A 14,470-nucleotide genomic window follows, 5' to 3' on the forward strand; every position below is an offset into this window, starting at 1 on the left:
AGCCACATGACCACTATTTATGAGGTGTCAAAACTCGCAGGAGTATCACTAGCAACCGTGTCTCGAGTGATGAACAATAATACAAACGTCAGCGACGCAACTCGTAAAAAAGTCACCATAGCAATGAAAGAGCTAGGTTATAGACCTAACTCTATTGCACAATCATTAGCATCAAACTGTTCAAATAGTGTTGGCTTATTAGTTTCTGAAATCCATGGACCATTCTATGGTCCTATGATGGGCAGTATTGAAAGTACTTTTAGAGCTCAAGCAAAACACGTCATTATTGCTGCAGGCCATAGTGATGTTGAACATGAGCAACAAGCGATAGAGTTTTTGATAAACCGTAATTGCGATGGTTTAATTTTACATGTTGAAGCTCTTAGTGATGAATACCTTATTGAACTTAGTAAAGGAAAAACCCCATTCGTCCTGCTAAACCGCTATATTCCAGAAATTGCTCACCACTGTATTATTCTAGATAACGTCAAAGGCGGCTACTTAGCAGCTAAACATATGCTAGAGCAAGGCCACATCAATATTGCATATATCAGTGGTCCGCAATGGAAAAAAGATGCCCAAGATCGTTTGAATGGCCATAAACAAGCTCTTGCAGAACATAACATCCCCTTTAATGAGCAGTTGTTATACCATGGTGATTTTATGGAAGACAGTGGCGCCGAAGGGTTTAAATATTTACACAACAATACGCAATTTAGTGCGCTTATTTGTGCCAACGATGAAATGGCAACGGGGGCGATTGCGTGTGCTCGCGAATCAGCTTTAGTATTACCTGAGCAGTTATCGGTAATGGGGTTTGATAACGTATTTTTTACTCGTCATATCTACCCACCACTAACAACAATTAACTACCCAATTAACGACATGGGAAAAATGGCCGCAAACTGGATTTTAAGCGAGGTATATAAAAAAACCACCCCGCCAATACAAACTGTCTTTGAACCAGAATTAGTGGTTCGCCAATCCGTGTTGGTTAATGCTCAATAAGTTGACCAAGTAACGCTAAGTTTATCGGCTTTAGTAAAACTTGGTCTATTTCCAGCTGTTTTATTTGTATGGGATCAGGTTGAATACCACTGACTATCACACGCTTTAAATGATGGTAATGGTGTTTTATATAACGCGCTAAATCTAAGCCACTGCCATCAGGCAAATGCATATCTAATAATACTTTATCAAATTGAGAGTCATTTTTTAGAATTTCTAAAGTATGCTCATAGCTGGTTGCAACAACGGTTTCAACACCTAAACTTTCCAGTAATAACTGGGTAATTTGCGCCGCATCTGCATCATCTTCAACCAATAAAAAACGCGCACAACTTTGTACTTGCGCTGGTTGCGCTAATTTATCAACTGGCTTCTTAGTCGCAATAGAGTAATTAGTTAAGCACTGGTAAAGTAAGCTTGAATCAACAGGTTTGCCTATCACATCGTTAAAACCAAGCGCAGAAAGCTCACTGTGTATGCCTTTCATTGCTACAGCTGTCAGCGCGATAATAGCCCCTTTAAAGCCCATTCTTCTTAGCTCAATCGTGGCTTCTTTACCGCCCATTATCGGCATGTGAATGTCTAAAAATATAATATCGTAAGGGTTACCTTGATGCTGTGCTTTATTAACTTTATCAAGTGCTTGCTTACCGTGTTCAGCATAATCGACTTTCGCACCTGCCGAAGAAATCATGTGGCCAACTAAGATCCGTAAATCATGCAAGTCATCAACCACCAAAACGCGTCCGTTTACTTTACAAGGTGCAGTTTTTTGCTGTATCTTTGGCGCTAAATCTAGCTTTAAAACGTGCCTTTGCACTTGCTCAATATTGCCAGGGTAAAGTGAAATTGTGAACTCAGATCCTTTTCCTATAGCTGAATCTAATGAAATCCCCCCTTGCATACGACTTAATAATTCAGAGCAAATAGCTAAGCCTAAACCTGCGCCGCCAACCGAACGCGACTCTACATCAGCTATCTGTTCAAATGGCTTGAATATAAGCGCTTGTTTCTCAGGGGCGATACCAAGGCCGGAATCTTTAATACTAAAAAATAGCATTTCTCGCCCATCAACTGCTTTTGTCCAAGCGCGAACTATGATTTCGCCTTGCTCAGTAAACTTAATCGCATTATTGATAATATTAATCAGAATTTGCCGAAACCGTGTCGCATCAATACTAATAACCAACGGCAATGGTTGCAGTGACTCAAAACGCAGCGACAACCCTTTATCCAGCGCCGAGACTCGCATTAGAGTAAATACATCAGCCATTAAGCTATCTAAATTAACGTCACTACAACTGAGCTCTAATTTATCAGCAGCTATTTTAGATAAATCGAGTACATCATTTAACAAACTTAATAAGTGCTTACCATTGCGATAAATAACACCTAACTCATTGTTTGCATGCTCATTAAAATCGCTTTGCATCAATAGCTCTGTGTAACCTAAAATTGATGATAACGGTGTACGTAACTCATGACTAAGGTGGGCTAAAAAACGATCTTTTGATCGGTTTTCGGCTTCCGCCTTTAAACGTTCTAGACGTTCATCTTCAACATCGCGTCGGGCTAATGCATAACGAATAGAGCGGGCAAAGCGACTTGAGCTCATTTCACTTTTTACAAGATAATCAACAGCCCCAGCATCCAATGCGGCTAAATCAATGGCATCGTTTGATTGCCCCGTGAGCATGATGATAGGACCATTAAAACCATTTTCTACAGCTTGCTTTAATACTGCTAAGCCGTCTGAAGCCCCTAAGCGGTAATCAAGCAAGCAAATATCGTGCTGATTTTTACTCAGTACCTCAACTGCCTGCTTGGGATCACTGATCCACTCTATATCAAATGTATGCGAACTCAGCTGCTCTAGATAATCACAGGTTAAAATATAATCATCTTCATCATCTTCGACAAGTAACAGTCTGGTTGCCTTATCTAACATAGCGTCTCCAGTTTTTATTCATAATTTAATCATTAAACGTACTAGGTAGCTCTACAAATTCTACCCAATATTTACCCAAGGTTTTCATCAGCTCAACCAAGCCATCAAACGTAACTGGTTTAGTAATATATGAAGCTGCGCCTAGGTCATAACCTTTAACCATGTCTTCTTCTTGCTTAGACGTAGTTAAAATAACAACAGGAATACCTTTTAAGTTTGGATTGCCTTTAATCGCTTGCAACGCTTCGCGCCCATCCATACGTGGCATGTTTAAATCTAATAAAATCAGGCCTGGTCGTGGCGATGAGCTTTTATCTTCAAACTTACCTTTGCGCTCAAGGTACTCTAAAAGCTCAACGCCATCTTCAACAAAATATAGCTCGTTAAGTACACGACTTTCGGCTAATGCATCCTGTGCTAGTAAACGATCATCTTCATCATCATCAGCCATTAAAATTGTAATTGGTTTTACTTTAGAAAATGGCATTTAAGCCTCTCCTTGCAATGTGAAAAGCTCACTTTCCACAGGTAATTTTATGATGAAGGTTGCTCCCTCACCGGCTTCGCTTTGCGCCGTTATCGTACCGCCGTGACGCTCTACAATACGTCGGCACACGGATAAACCAATCCCCGTGCCTTTATATTGCGAACGCCCGTGTAACCGCTGAAACGGAACAAAAATTTTGTCGGTATATTCTGCTGCAAAACCAATACCGTTATCTTTCACTGTAATGATTTGCCATTCCAGCTCAGTATTATAATCATCGTTAAACTCAGTGTGATGCTGATACTCGATACTGATAATTGGTGCTACATCTGGACGTCTAAATTTCACCGCGTTTGAAACCAAATTCAAAAATAGCTGCTGCATTTGACTCAAATCTGCTTGTATTACTGGCATTTCACCCACCTTGACCTGTGCATTTGACTCTTTAATCGCAATTTCTAAATCGCTTAGCACATCATCTAGTACTTGCTTTAAATCCGTATCTGCAAAGTCTTTACCACGTGTTGTCACTCTCGAAAACTCTAACAAATCATTTATTAAATTAGACATTCTTTGCGCTGCATTTTTCATACGCGCGATGTAATCGCCACCTTTTTCACCCAATTCGTCTTTAAACATGGTTTCTAAGCGGTCACTAAATGCTTGAATTTTGCGCAATGGTTCTTGTAGATCATGGCTGGCAACAAAAGCAAACTCTTCAAGCTCACGGTTACTGCGAGTTAATTCATCAGAGTACAAAGTGAGCTCTTGAGTACGTTCGGTCACTTTACTAGCCAGTGTTTCGTTTTGATATTCAAGTTCCTGTTGATATTTTGCCGCTGTATGTAAATTAATACGCGTGAGCATAAACATGCCAAGGATCAATAAAGCACTGGTCACGGCCGTAATTGCAAAAGTGAGTTTGGCTTCTTTTTTAATTTGCCCTAACTTTCGAAACTGCACAGCCTTAAAAGCAGACTCAGCATCTTGAATTTCATCAGCAAGCTCTCTAATTTCTTCGTAAAGCTTACGGCCTTGATGGGTCTCTAGTAAATAATGGGCACGACGCTCTTTATCTGCTAACGCTAAATCAACGGTTCTGGTTAATACTGCAACTTTATCATCAACCAAAAATAGTAAGCGTGCTACTTTTTCAGCTTGGCCTGTAATCTCAGTACGTAAATTTTTAACCAGTGTAGCTTGTGAATTGAGTTGCATTATAGCATCGTTATAAGGGGCTAAATAATCTTTATCGCCCGTTAATAAGTAACCACGTTGCCCTGATTCTGCCTGCACAATTGAAAGATGAAGCTTCTCAATTGCTGTGTTTAACATATTAGTATCATCTAAACGCTGCTGGGTTTGAGTCAGGCTTTGAATGGTATTCATTGCCAAAATCGCATTTCCCACCACTATACACAGCAGCACCGCGATAAAACTGGCCCAGGTTACCTTGACCTTACCTTGTTGCTTTTGCAGCTTCATCTACATTCCTTAATGGTAACAATCACTTTACAGAGTCCAAATCCGAAATTGTTTGCAATGAATCACTACATTGCTGGCAACTGTTTATTATTTGATCAAGTGCTACCAATGCTTTATCTTTTGGCATATCATTTTCTAGCACTAATTTGATCAATTCTGCATTCATCGAAATACGATTCAAAGGCGCCCGCGCATCATGAATCAGCTTATTGATTTTATCGTTATTAGCCATGCTACTCCTTTACTGATTACGTGAATTTAATTTAGTTATACTCGCCAATGCCACCATAAGCATTTAGACGGTTGTATAGAGTTTTAGTGCTTATACCTAACATTTGCGCTGCTAAGGTCTTATTGCCTTGTACTTTGTCTAAAGTAGCATGGATCAGCTCTTTCTCAACTTCTTCAATTGTTTGTCCCGCACTCACCTGATTAGCCTGAGTTTGTTTGTTTACTCTTGAGAAAGGCGACTCTAAGTTTTCAGGTAATGTAATTACTTTGCCTTTTGGGTCACTCATAATAAATGCGCGGTGAATCGCATGGCGAAGTTCACGCACATTGCCTGGCCATTCATAACTTTCGAGCTCTTTTAACTGGCTAGCTTGCCACTTAAAATCTGTGTCATTTTCATCATTAAGCTGCTCTAAAAATGCTTTAGCTAAAAGCTCAATATCTTCTTTACGATCACGCAAAGACGGAATATCAATTGGAAAAACAGCTAAACGGAAATAAATATCTTCACGAATAATATTATTTTGTGCTAAATCGGTGAGTGAACGGTTGGTTGCTGATATCACTCGACAATCAACCGGTAACTCTTTATTACCGCCAACTCGCGTTACTTTTTTAGTTTCTAGCACACGTAACAAATTCGGCTGCATATCAATTGGCATTTCAGTTACTTCATCTAAAAACAAAGTGCCGATAGTCGCTTGTTCAAATACGCCTTCTTTACGAGCAATAGCACCTGTAAAAGCTCCCTTCTCATGCCCAAACAATTCGCTGCCAATTAGCTCTTTTGATAATGCCCCACAGTTTGTAGCTACTAACGGGCCTTCACATTTACTTGCATTGTGTATTGCTTGAGCAACCACTTCTTTACCCGCACCACTTTCCCCCATAAGCATGACATTAGCATTGGTATTTGCTACTCGCTCAATCATGGTGTAAAGCTGTTGCATAATCGGTGATTCACCAATCAGTGTACCAAAATGCTTATTGATAGTTGGTGTAGTTTTTTTCTTCTCAGTGTTCTTTTTTGGGCTAAGAACGCGTTCAATATCTTCTCGTTGCAGTGGCTTAACTAAGTGCCCCACATTTGGCGCACACATTTCCGCCAGTTTTCCTTTAACCGAAGGATGGCCAGAAATTAAGGTGATTTTTGGCGTTTTACCAATACTCTGAAGATGTTCAACTAAGTGTAAGCCACTACCATCCGGCAGCATGAAATCCAGAAATACGTGGTCAAATGTATTATTAACAAACCACTCTTGAGCTTCTGCCAAATTGGCAGCAGTATTAATGTTATGTCCTAAAAACTCTACGATATGACAAACGACATCACTAAACTCGCTATCATCATCAACTAACAGTATGTTTAACATGATAAATCCCTATGCTTATTATCATTGCCCAGCCCCACATCTTAACGGCCTTATTCTACAAAATCGATGCTTAACTGAAAATTTACGTTATCTAAATAGATTTAGATCTTTTTTGAGGTATAATTTTTAAATTAAATTTTCGGGGGCATTCTGATGCGCTTACTTAAAAGCACCATTCATCCCAGTGTGAGTGCCAGCGAACCTAGTCAATTTACTCGCTTAACAAGCCGTGCTATTACCATAAAAGGCAGTGATATTTTACTAATGTACACAGCTCGCTATGAAGACTTTAGCTTGCCTGGCGGCGGCATCGATGAAGGTGAAAGCATAGAGCAAGGATTAATCCGCGAGCTACAAGAAGAAACTGGCGCGCAAAATATCAAAGTACTGCGTGAATTTGGGCTTTATGAAGAATACCGCCCTTGGTATAAAGACAATTTTGCAGTGATCCATATAAAGTCTTACTGCTATTTTTGCAGTATCGATGAGCAATTAGGGCAAGCCCAACTAGAGCATTATGAGCAACAAAATGGCATGGTCGCTAAATGGGTCAACATTCATGATGCTATTGCCCACAATGAGCGCACTCTAGCGACAAGTGATAAACAAGGGCTATCCATTATTCGCGAGACCTATCTATTAAAAGAAATAGCTAAGACTCTTTAGCTGTTATGGTTGTACTTTTTAAATAATGAAATCGATACAAGCCCAACACGTTACTTGCTAAAAATAGGCACTCCATTAATACCGCCACAGGAGAGCCTAGCAAAATATTATGGGTAATCCATAAGCTTGTCCCTACGACCATCATTATACGTAACCTTAAATCCTGAGATTGAAACGACGCCACGGTCTGAATTAATGTTGCGCCTAAGGCAAGCCCACTCAAAGCTCCTTGCCACGTCAAGTAAGCGGCAAGTGTGCTCAGTCCCATAAAACAAATCATTGCTAAATATTGCCTAGCAAACACACAATATAAATAACGAACAGCTGCAACGAGCATTAACCAGCCAGCACTTTGTTGCTCTAATAAAAAGAAATGGCTTGCCGTTAATAGCACAGAGCTAAATAGACACAGTAAAATTAATCGTCGAGATCGAAATTGAAAGGAAGCTAAATCTAATAACGTAGCTATGGCAACCAAACATTGGGCAAATAAAAACATAATGACTCCTGAAAAAACAGCAGTCTAATTGAGCTACCCTAGCAGCGCCTTAACTTAAGTTAAGGCGCTGGCGAATTCGTGATAAAGAAATGGCTGAAATACCAATATACATTGCAACTTCTGTTAAAGTTAGCTGTGCTAGCCAATGTGGTTTTTGCGTCAATAAATAACGATAGCGTTGCTCTGGAGTATTAAGCAATAAAAAAGCCTCTTTAGCTTCTTTAAATATTAATTGCTGGGTTACTAGTTGCTGCTTTAATTCTTGCCAGTCAGGCTGCTCAAATACAGCCAAGGGAAGCGCAATTAACCGTGCAGATTTAACCACTTTTAACTGATAAAGCGCAGGGCTATTTGTTAGCCAATTAGCAAATAAAAGGGCAAATTCATCCTTAAAATAAAACTCTTTGCACTTTTGTGTGCCACCTTGTGAAGTATGAAATGCAGCTAATACGCCATCTAAAATTAAATAACCATATTGCTGCTTTTCTCCCTGCTGTAAGATCACCTCATTGCGAGTAAATACTTTCACCGCAAATTGCTGCTGACATTTATCAAGTAAGGCATTAGCCAAAGTTTGATAACTATCGCCAAGAGGCAACATTGTTAAGTCATGCATTGCTTGGGGCCAACTCCTTGGTAATCTCAGCGGCGCTGAGTGCATCTCTGACAATGTATTTTTGTCCGCACCATAACGGCGAAAAATCACTTTTCCCTTGCGCTTCTGATTTAGCCCGCAATGCTGTTATTGCTATACCGGCAAAAGGAAATGCGGGAGCTTGTGACGGTGTATGTCCAATTTCATGCATAATACGGTTTTCAATCCCTCGAGCTGCTCGCCCAGAAAAAACCGTAGTTAAAGCCGTTTTATCAGTTCCCTGTTGTGAAATAGCTTCTCGATGTAGCGCTGAAGTAGTTGCCTCTTGGCACAACAAATACGCACTTCCTACTTGCACCAACTCGGCGCCTAGCGCATACATCTGCTGTACATCTTCAGTAGTTGCAATACCACCTGCCGCAATGATGGGTACATTTAGCTCAGCGATGCATTGCTCGACCAAGACCGCGGTAGGTTGCTGCAAAGCCAAATCCATAGATAAAAAGTGTCCTCTATGGCCGCCCGCTTCTAAGCCTTGCGCTATAACGGCATCAGCCCCCTTTGCTACTAACCATTTAGCTTCAGCTAGGGTCGTCGCGGTGGAAATTACTTTGCCACCCCAGCCTTTAATTTGCTGCACAATGGCGGAACTTGGTAGCCCAAAATGAAAACTCACCACCGGAGGTTTGTAAGGTGCAATCAATGCCACAGTGTCTGCATCAATTGGCTGGCGAGATGCTGTCATTGCTAAACTTGAGTCATCAATACCTAACTCACTAAAGTAAGGCGCAAGTAATTGATGCCAACGCTGCTGTTGCGACTGTGTATAGCGCTCTGGGGAGTGGCAAAAAAAGTTAAGGTTATATGGGTTTTGAGTTGCCTGAGTCAGCGCATTAAGCTCACTTAATAATTGCTCTTTTGATAGCATCGCACAAGGTAATGACCCTAGTCCACCCGCATTACTCACAGCAGCCGCTAAGCGAAAATCTTGCACACCAGCCATCGGGGCTTGAATGAGTCCCCGCTGAGTATTAAATAATGATAATGCCATAACTTTCTCTTTGTAACTTTTTCAGCCATCAGAATTTTTTACCGAAATAAAAAGAATAGCTGAGTAGTAAAATTAAATTTTAAAACTATAAAAATTGATATATAACAAATAGTAAACCTTTTTTAAGCAGATTGATTGAGAGTTGGTGTTAGCTTTGCAAACCTTAAATTATTACTATTTGTAAGGAGATAAAAATGACTAACGTAACAACCACTATCAATCCCACCACTGAGCAAACTATTGCAGACTATACCTTGCTTGACTTAGCACAAGCAAAAAATGAGATAGATAAAAGTCATGATGCCTTTTTACAATGGCGCCATACTTCGTTAACTGAACGAGCCAAACACCTAAACAAATTAGCGCATGTATTTGAGCAACAAAAAAAGTCACTCGCAACGCTGATGACCCAAGAAATGGGTAAACTATACGAGCAAGGGTTACAAGAGGTGGAGCTTTGCGCAGCTATATGTCGCTACAGCGCCGAGCATGGTCAAACAGTATTAGCGGATGAAGAACGCCCAATGCAAAATGGCCGCGCTATCATAAGCTATCAACCAACCGGTGTATTACTAGGTATTCAACCGTGGAATTTCCCACTTTATCAGGTAATTCGTTACGCGGTGACAAACATTATGGCGGGCAATACCGCAGTACTAAAACATGCTGGTAACGTGTTTGGTATGGCTGAAAAAATCGAAGAAATGTTCACTGATGCAGGTTTCCCTAGTTATGTATTTAAAAACCTACTAATTGATGGCGAAACAGCCAGTGAACTTATCAGTCACTCAGCAATCCGTGGGGTTACATTTACTGGCAGTGATGGCACAGGTAAAAAAGTAGCTGAAGAAGCTGGTAAGCGCGTTAAAAAGACTGTGCTGGAACTTGGTAGTAACGATGCTTACTTGGTACTTGATGATGCAGATTTAGAAATGGCAATTAAAACCTGTGTCCAAGGACGTATGATCAATAACGGTCAAACGTGTGTATCTGCAAAACGCTTTGTGGTTGTTGACTCTTTATATGACGATTTCAAAGCTGGCATTGCCGAGCAGTTTAAAGCCTTGCAACTCGGCGACCCTATGAATAAAAACACTGACTTAGGTCCAATGGCTCGAGAAGACCTAAGAGACAAAATCCATCAGCAAGTAAAAGAGTCTGTTGATGCTGGTGCTAAAGTAGTTACAGGCGGCGAAATCCCCGATAAAACAGGTTTCTACTACCCAGCAACCTTGATTGAAAACTTGTCACCCGGCATGCCAGCCTACGATGACGAGTTGTTTGGTCCGGTGGCCTCTTTGATAAAAGCGAAAGATAATGAAGATGCGATACGCATAGCTAATGACTCTCGCTATGGCTTAGGTGGCGGAATATTCTCAAAAGATGAAAAGAAAGCCATTGATCTAGCTAAAAAAGCATTTTGATACCGGTATGATTAACATTAACGGCTATGGTTTAGCTCAACCAAACCTGCCATTTGGTGGTGTAAAAGACAGCGGCTACGGTCGAGAACATGGCGGCTTTGGCATGAGAGAGTTTGTTAATATTAAAACCATTATGATTAATAGCTAACAACTGCCAATAATTATTATTCTAAAGGGCCTTAATTGGCCCTTTTTTTACAATAGAAGATAGTTATCACAGTATGCCTTGGTTAACCTGCCTTAACTGGCTTTGCTAATAAAGTAGGTACTAGCTATATCTTACTGACCTTGTCATTGAAGGTTGGCACTTCTCGACTCGATGTATTCTCCATTTGCAACTCATTAACCGCCTTTTGAATATCCATATCGTCATCTAATTGCTGGTTACTGTTACTAGGCTGATGCACTAACTCAGTTAAAAGTGCAAAATGATCCGAGCCATACTTTTCTAGCCGTTTAATGCGTTTAACAGTAAAGGCATGGCTATGAAATAAATGATCAAGCGGCCAGCGCAAAAAGAAATACCCAGCATGAAAGGTATTAAAAAAACCTCGCCCTTTGCGGGGATCTAAGAGGTTACTGATTTCCATAAATAAACGGGTACTTCTTGACCAAGCAACGTCATTCAAATCGCCGGCAACAATAGTTGGACGTTTGTTATTCTTTAAAGCTTTGGCCAGTAAAATAAGTTCGGTATCTCGTGGCCTTGAGGTATCTTCTTCCGTAGGGCTAGGCGGTGCAGGGTGGATAAAGTGACCCTGTACTTCAACCCCTTGAACGGTTTCAAATAGAATGTGGATTGAGGGAATGTCGCTCTCTACAAGCTCACACACTTGTTGCTTTTTTATTTTATATTTACTGTATAAATGCATGCCATAGCGATTATCTTTCGGGCAAAAAACTTTATAAGGGTAATCTTTTTCAATGACTGCAAGTTGCTGCTGCCATTTAATATCTGACTCAAGCGTAATTAGTAAATCTGGTTGGTGTTCATCAACTAAATCTATTAAGTCTTGGTAGCGAGTATTCGACATCAACACATTAGCCGACATAATACGAATACTATGCTCACTGCCTGCTGGGCTCTGCGCCACTTCTTTTTTAGCAAGCCATGTATATGGATATATCCATTTACCTTGAATCAGCAAAATAACACTTGCCATTATTAGCGAACACACAACTAAAAGAGATAGTTCACTCAATGCAAAATAAGCAGCCAAAAGCAACCCGCACAACGCAAGATAAAAAACCTGTAAACGAACAAAGTCGCCACCACGAACTAAATAATGTTGGCTAAAAGACATAGGTAAAAGTGTTACAACTAACAACACACTCAATATAAAAACCAGCAAAATTAGCATTCATTAACCCTTTATTATTTTAGTGTTTTTATAACAACTCAAAATTGACAGTATCACTCGAGTACCTGCACCATATGAACAATGGTATCGTCCACCTCAACAGAAATACAACCATCACTGTTTATCGGTTTTACTACTCGAATATGACGATAGATATCGTAATCTAATCTATCACCTTTGTGGTACTTTTTTTGCCAACTAGGAGGCGATTTTTTATAACATGCTGACTTGTCGTGTTTTTTATAATATTTTTATGCTCATGGCGATGTTCATAACTGTCATACTCACTCTTAGCACTTGCTGCAAACGGTGATAGACTCAAACCAAGTACAGCCAAAGACAGAGAATTAATTTATTCATCGTTACTTCCTAGCATGATCTGTGTGAATAGCTAAAGCCTAACAAGTCAGCCTAAATGAAAGATAAAAGGAACTGCAACACCGAAAGGTAGTGAGCACTTACTTTAGCTTATTAGCTAACAATTAATTATAGCCAAGAGAAAAAATAATAAAAATCGGCTGACAGCTCACAACATATTCGTATATGATTAACCCACTTACCTAATGGAGTTTGCGCATTAATGAATAACTAACACCTGTTTAAATTCGTTTTATTTTTTGAATTTACAGGGTTAGTGGGCGCAAAATTCGTCATAGCTCTAGCTATCAGATTACCTAATTTACTACTTTTTCGCGCCATGCCCTGCTACTTACAGAGGCATTATGCATACTTTACACGTCCATAATTTGAGTTATCAGCATCCTGATGGTTATGTACAATTTACACAGCTTAACTTTTCAATTCAAGAAAAGCTCACCGCGATTATCGGCGCTAATGGCAGCGGAAAATCAATATTAGTGAGTATATTGGCAAACCAACAACAACCTAGTACGGGACATGTTGAGTTTAGTGGTACACGGTTAGTCGTGTCGCAACAACAATTAAGTGATCACTACTTACAAGACTCCTCACACACCATAGCCCAATTATTAGAGATAGATAAAAAGTTAGCAGCTCTGGCACGTATCAGTCATGGGAGCATTGCTGAGGCTGATTTTGCGCTAGTCGGCGACGATTGGCTATATGAGAAAAATTATCAACAACAGCTGTTAAGCTTAGCTATTGAGGCACCACTGATGACCCCTGTTAACTATTTAAGCCCTGGGCAACAGCGTCGTTTAACACTTTATTGTGCCCTACAAGCACAGCCAGACTTACTGATTTTAGATGAATCAAGCAATCATTTAGACCAAGCTGCAAAACAATGGTTAATAACACAATTACATGCGTTTAAAGGACAGGTCGTAATTGTTAGTCATGACAGCCAATTACTTGATCACTGTAATGCTATTATTGAGTTAAGCAACCTTGGTATCCATTACGAAACTGGTAACTATCAGCATTTTTGCCAGCAAAAATCACTGCAACAAACCGCGCTTACGAAACAAATAAATCACCTAGTAAAAGAGCAAAAAAAACATCAACAACAAACTCAAACTAACCATGAAAAAGCACAGCAACGAGCCGCACAAGGCAATAAAAATCGTAAAAGTGCCAGCCAAGCTAAGGTTATGTTAGATTTTAACAAAAACAATGCGCAAGCAAGTAAAGGCGCAAATGAGCGTTTAGCCTCAGCAAAGCTTGATGTGTTAGCCAAAAAGCAGCAACGGCTAAAACAGCAACGGCCAGACAGTATTGAACGAAAGTTAAAGTTCAACCAACCCACCAGCAATAAACGCTTACTGTTTATTGATAAACTTGGCCTACCTTGTGGGTGTAGTAAAAACCCTGTGACCTTACAAATTAACAGTGGCGATAAATTACATATTGCAGGGGCTAATGGCTCGGGTAAATCAACACTACTAAGAATGATCAATGAAACAGCTAAGCTACCCGTAACAACGGCGATTCAACTAAACAGCAAGGTGCTTTATATTGATCAGCACTGCTCATTTTTAACCGCCACTGACAGCTTAGTTAAGGCACTAGAGGTACATTGCGAACTTGAGCTACAAACAATCCGCCATCTACTGGCGAATATTGCCTTCAAAGGCGATGATGTATACAGGCCAATAAACCAACTTAGCGGCGGAGAGAAAATGCAGTTAGCTATGCTCATTGCCGCACAAAATGCAGCTGACTATTTACTGTTACTCGATGAACCCGATAACCATTTGGACTTGGCAAACAAACAACATCTGGCGCAAAATTTGGCTGACTTTACTGGCAGCTTTATTTTAGTCAGCCACGATGAAGCGTTTGTTCAGCAATGCCGCGTTACGCAGCAATTCACCTTGTGATGATTGCCTCTAGGAATAAGAGTTGTTACCTTTACGCTCGAT

The 14,470-nt window shown here is 40.2% G+C and carries 12 protein-coding genes and 1 pseudogene; 4 read left to right on the top strand and 9 right to left on the bottom strand.

Annotated features, from left to right (window positions below):
• Nucleotides 1-6: 6 nt before the first annotated feature.
• Nucleotides 7-1,008 (top strand): LacI family DNA-binding transcriptional regulator, encoded by a 1,002-nt coding sequence (locus tag HHO47_RS03925; RefSeq protein WP_169019102.1) that lies wholly within the window; start codon nucleotides 7-9, stop codon nucleotides 1,006-1,008.
• Here HHO47_RS03925 and HHO47_RS03930 read toward each other — a convergent pair.
• From HHO47_RS03930 to HHO47_RS03950, 5 genes are read right to left on the bottom strand one after another with little or no spacing between them, the layout of a single operon-like run.
• On the bottom strand, nucleotides 995-2,956 hold the full coding sequence (locus tag HHO47_RS03930; RefSeq protein ID WP_169019103.1) for a response regulator: 1,962 nt from the start codon (nucleotides 2,954-2,956) through the stop codon (nucleotides 995-997). The two genes, HHO47_RS03925 and HHO47_RS03930, sit on opposite strands and share 14 nt — an antisense overlap.
• Before the next feature lie 25 nt (nucleotides 2,957-2,981).
• Complete coding sequence (locus HHO47_RS03935) at nucleotides 2,982-3,443, bottom strand: response regulator (RefSeq protein WP_169019104.1); 462 nt, start codon at nucleotides 3,441-3,443, stop codon at nucleotides 2,982-2,984.
• A complete protein-coding gene (locus HHO47_RS03940) occupies nucleotides 3,444-4,928 on the bottom strand; it encodes a sensor histidine kinase (protein ID WP_169019105.1) in 1,485 nt (494 codons plus the stop codon). It lies immediately after the preceding gene.
• A 22-nt stretch (nucleotides 4,929-4,950) separates the two neighbouring features.
• Nucleotides 4,951-5,160, bottom strand: coding sequence for a histidine kinase (locus tag HHO47_RS03945; protein WP_169019106.1), 210 nt, complete (start codon nucleotides 5,158-5,160; stop codon nucleotides 4,951-4,953).
• Between the two features lie 31 nt (nucleotides 5,161-5,191).
• Nucleotides 5,192-6,532, bottom strand: coding sequence for a sigma-54-dependent transcriptional regulator (locus HHO47_RS03950; protein WP_169019107.1), 1,341 nt, complete (start codon nucleotides 6,530-6,532; stop codon nucleotides 5,192-5,194).
• 153 nt (nucleotides 6,533-6,685) lie between these two features.
• Between HHO47_RS03950 and HHO47_RS03955 the strand changes: the two genes are divergently transcribed.
• Nucleotides 6,686-7,198: an NUDIX hydrolase gene (locus HHO47_RS03955; RefSeq protein WP_169019108.1), complete on the top strand. Its 513-nt coding sequence runs from the start codon at nucleotides 6,686-6,688 to the stop codon at nucleotides 7,196-7,198.
• Here HHO47_RS03955 and HHO47_RS03960 read toward each other — a convergent pair.
• From HHO47_RS03960 to HHO47_RS03970, 3 genes are read right to left on the bottom strand one after another with little or no spacing between them, the layout of a single operon-like run.
• Nucleotides 7,185-7,697: a YgjV family protein gene (locus HHO47_RS03960; RefSeq protein ID WP_169019109.1), complete on the bottom strand. Its 513-nt coding sequence runs from the start codon at nucleotides 7,695-7,697 to the stop codon at nucleotides 7,185-7,187. The two genes, HHO47_RS03955 and HHO47_RS03960, sit on opposite strands and share 14 nt — an antisense overlap.
• 49 nt (nucleotides 7,698-7,746) lie before the next feature.
• Nucleotides 7,747-8,313 (bottom strand): Crp/Fnr family transcriptional regulator, encoded by a 567-nt coding sequence (locus HHO47_RS03965; protein ID WP_169019110.1) that lies wholly within the window; start codon nucleotides 8,311-8,313, stop codon nucleotides 7,747-7,749.
• Complete coding sequence (locus HHO47_RS03970; RefSeq protein ID WP_169019111.1) at nucleotides 8,306-9,343, bottom strand: NAD(P)H-dependent flavin oxidoreductase; 1,038 nt, start codon at nucleotides 9,341-9,343, stop codon at nucleotides 8,306-8,308. The genes HHO47_RS03965 and HHO47_RS03970 overlap by 8 nt, the downstream gene beginning before the upstream one ends.
• Before the next feature lie 194 nt (nucleotides 9,344-9,537).
• Here HHO47_RS03970 and HHO47_RS03975 point away from each other — a divergent pair.
• Nucleotides 9,538-10,915: pseudogene (locus HHO47_RS03975) on the top strand (NAD-dependent succinate-semialdehyde dehydrogenase).
• Nucleotides 10,916-11,039: 124 nt separating this feature from the next.
• Here the strand turns inward: HHO47_RS03975 and HHO47_RS03980 are convergent.
• Nucleotides 11,040-12,128, bottom strand: coding sequence for an endonuclease/exonuclease/phosphatase family protein (locus HHO47_RS03980; protein WP_169019112.1), 1,089 nt, complete (start codon nucleotides 12,126-12,128; stop codon nucleotides 11,040-11,042).
• A gap of 722 nt (nucleotides 12,129-12,850) precedes the next feature.
• Here HHO47_RS03980 and HHO47_RS03985 point away from each other — a divergent pair.
• Complete coding sequence (locus HHO47_RS03985; protein WP_169019113.1) at nucleotides 12,851-14,428, top strand: ATP-binding cassette domain-containing protein; 1,578 nt, start codon at nucleotides 12,851-12,853, stop codon at nucleotides 14,426-14,428.
• Nucleotides 14,429-14,470: the final 42 nt, after the last annotated feature.

Source organism: Pseudoalteromonas arctica, from assembly GCF_012927645.1.
GTDB classification, from domain to species: domain Bacteria; phylum Pseudomonadota; class Gammaproteobacteria; order Enterobacterales; family Alteromonadaceae; genus Pseudoalteromonas; species Pseudoalteromonas arctica_A.

Coding starts and splice junctions, on each gene's coding strand:
- HHO47_RS03925 (WP_169019102.1), top strand. CDS start 7: ATGACCACTATTTATGAGGTGTCAAAACTCGCAGGAGTATCACTAGCA.
- HHO47_RS03930 (WP_169019103.1), bottom strand. CDS start 2,956: ATGTTAGATAAGGCAACCAGACTGTTACTTGTCGAAGATGATGAAGAT.
- HHO47_RS03935 (WP_169019104.1), bottom strand. CDS start 3,443: ATGCCATTTTCTAAAGTAAAACCAATTACAATTTTAATGGCTGATGAT.
- HHO47_RS03940 (WP_169019105.1), bottom strand. CDS start 4,928: ATGAAGCTGCAAAAGCAACAAGGTAAGGTCAAGGTAACCTGGGCCAGT.
- HHO47_RS03945 (WP_169019106.1), bottom strand. CDS start 5,160: ATGGCTAATAACGATAAAATCAATAAGCTGATTCATGATGCGCGGGCG.
- HHO47_RS03950 (WP_169019107.1), bottom strand. CDS start 6,532: ATGTTAAACATACTGTTAGTTGATGATGATAGCGAGTTTAGTGATGTC.
- HHO47_RS03955 (WP_169019108.1), top strand. CDS start 6,686: ATGCGCTTACTTAAAAGCACCATTCATCCCAGTGTGAGTGCCAGCGAA.
- HHO47_RS03960 (WP_169019109.1), bottom strand. CDS start 7,697: ATGTTTTTATTTGCCCAATGTTTGGTTGCCATAGCTACGTTATTAGAT.
- HHO47_RS03965 (WP_169019110.1), bottom strand. CDS start 8,313: ATGCATGACTTAACAATGTTGCCTCTTGGCGATAGTTATCAAACTTTG.
- HHO47_RS03970 (WP_169019111.1), bottom strand. CDS start 9,343: ATGGCATTATCATTATTTAATACTCAGCGGGGACTCATTCAAGCCCCG.
- HHO47_RS03980 (WP_169019112.1), bottom strand. CDS start 12,128: ATGCTAATTTTGCTGGTTTTTATATTGAGTGTGTTGTTAGTTGTAACA.
- HHO47_RS03985 (WP_169019113.1), top strand. CDS start 12,851: ATGCATACTTTACACGTCCATAATTTGAGTTATCAGCATCCTGATGGT.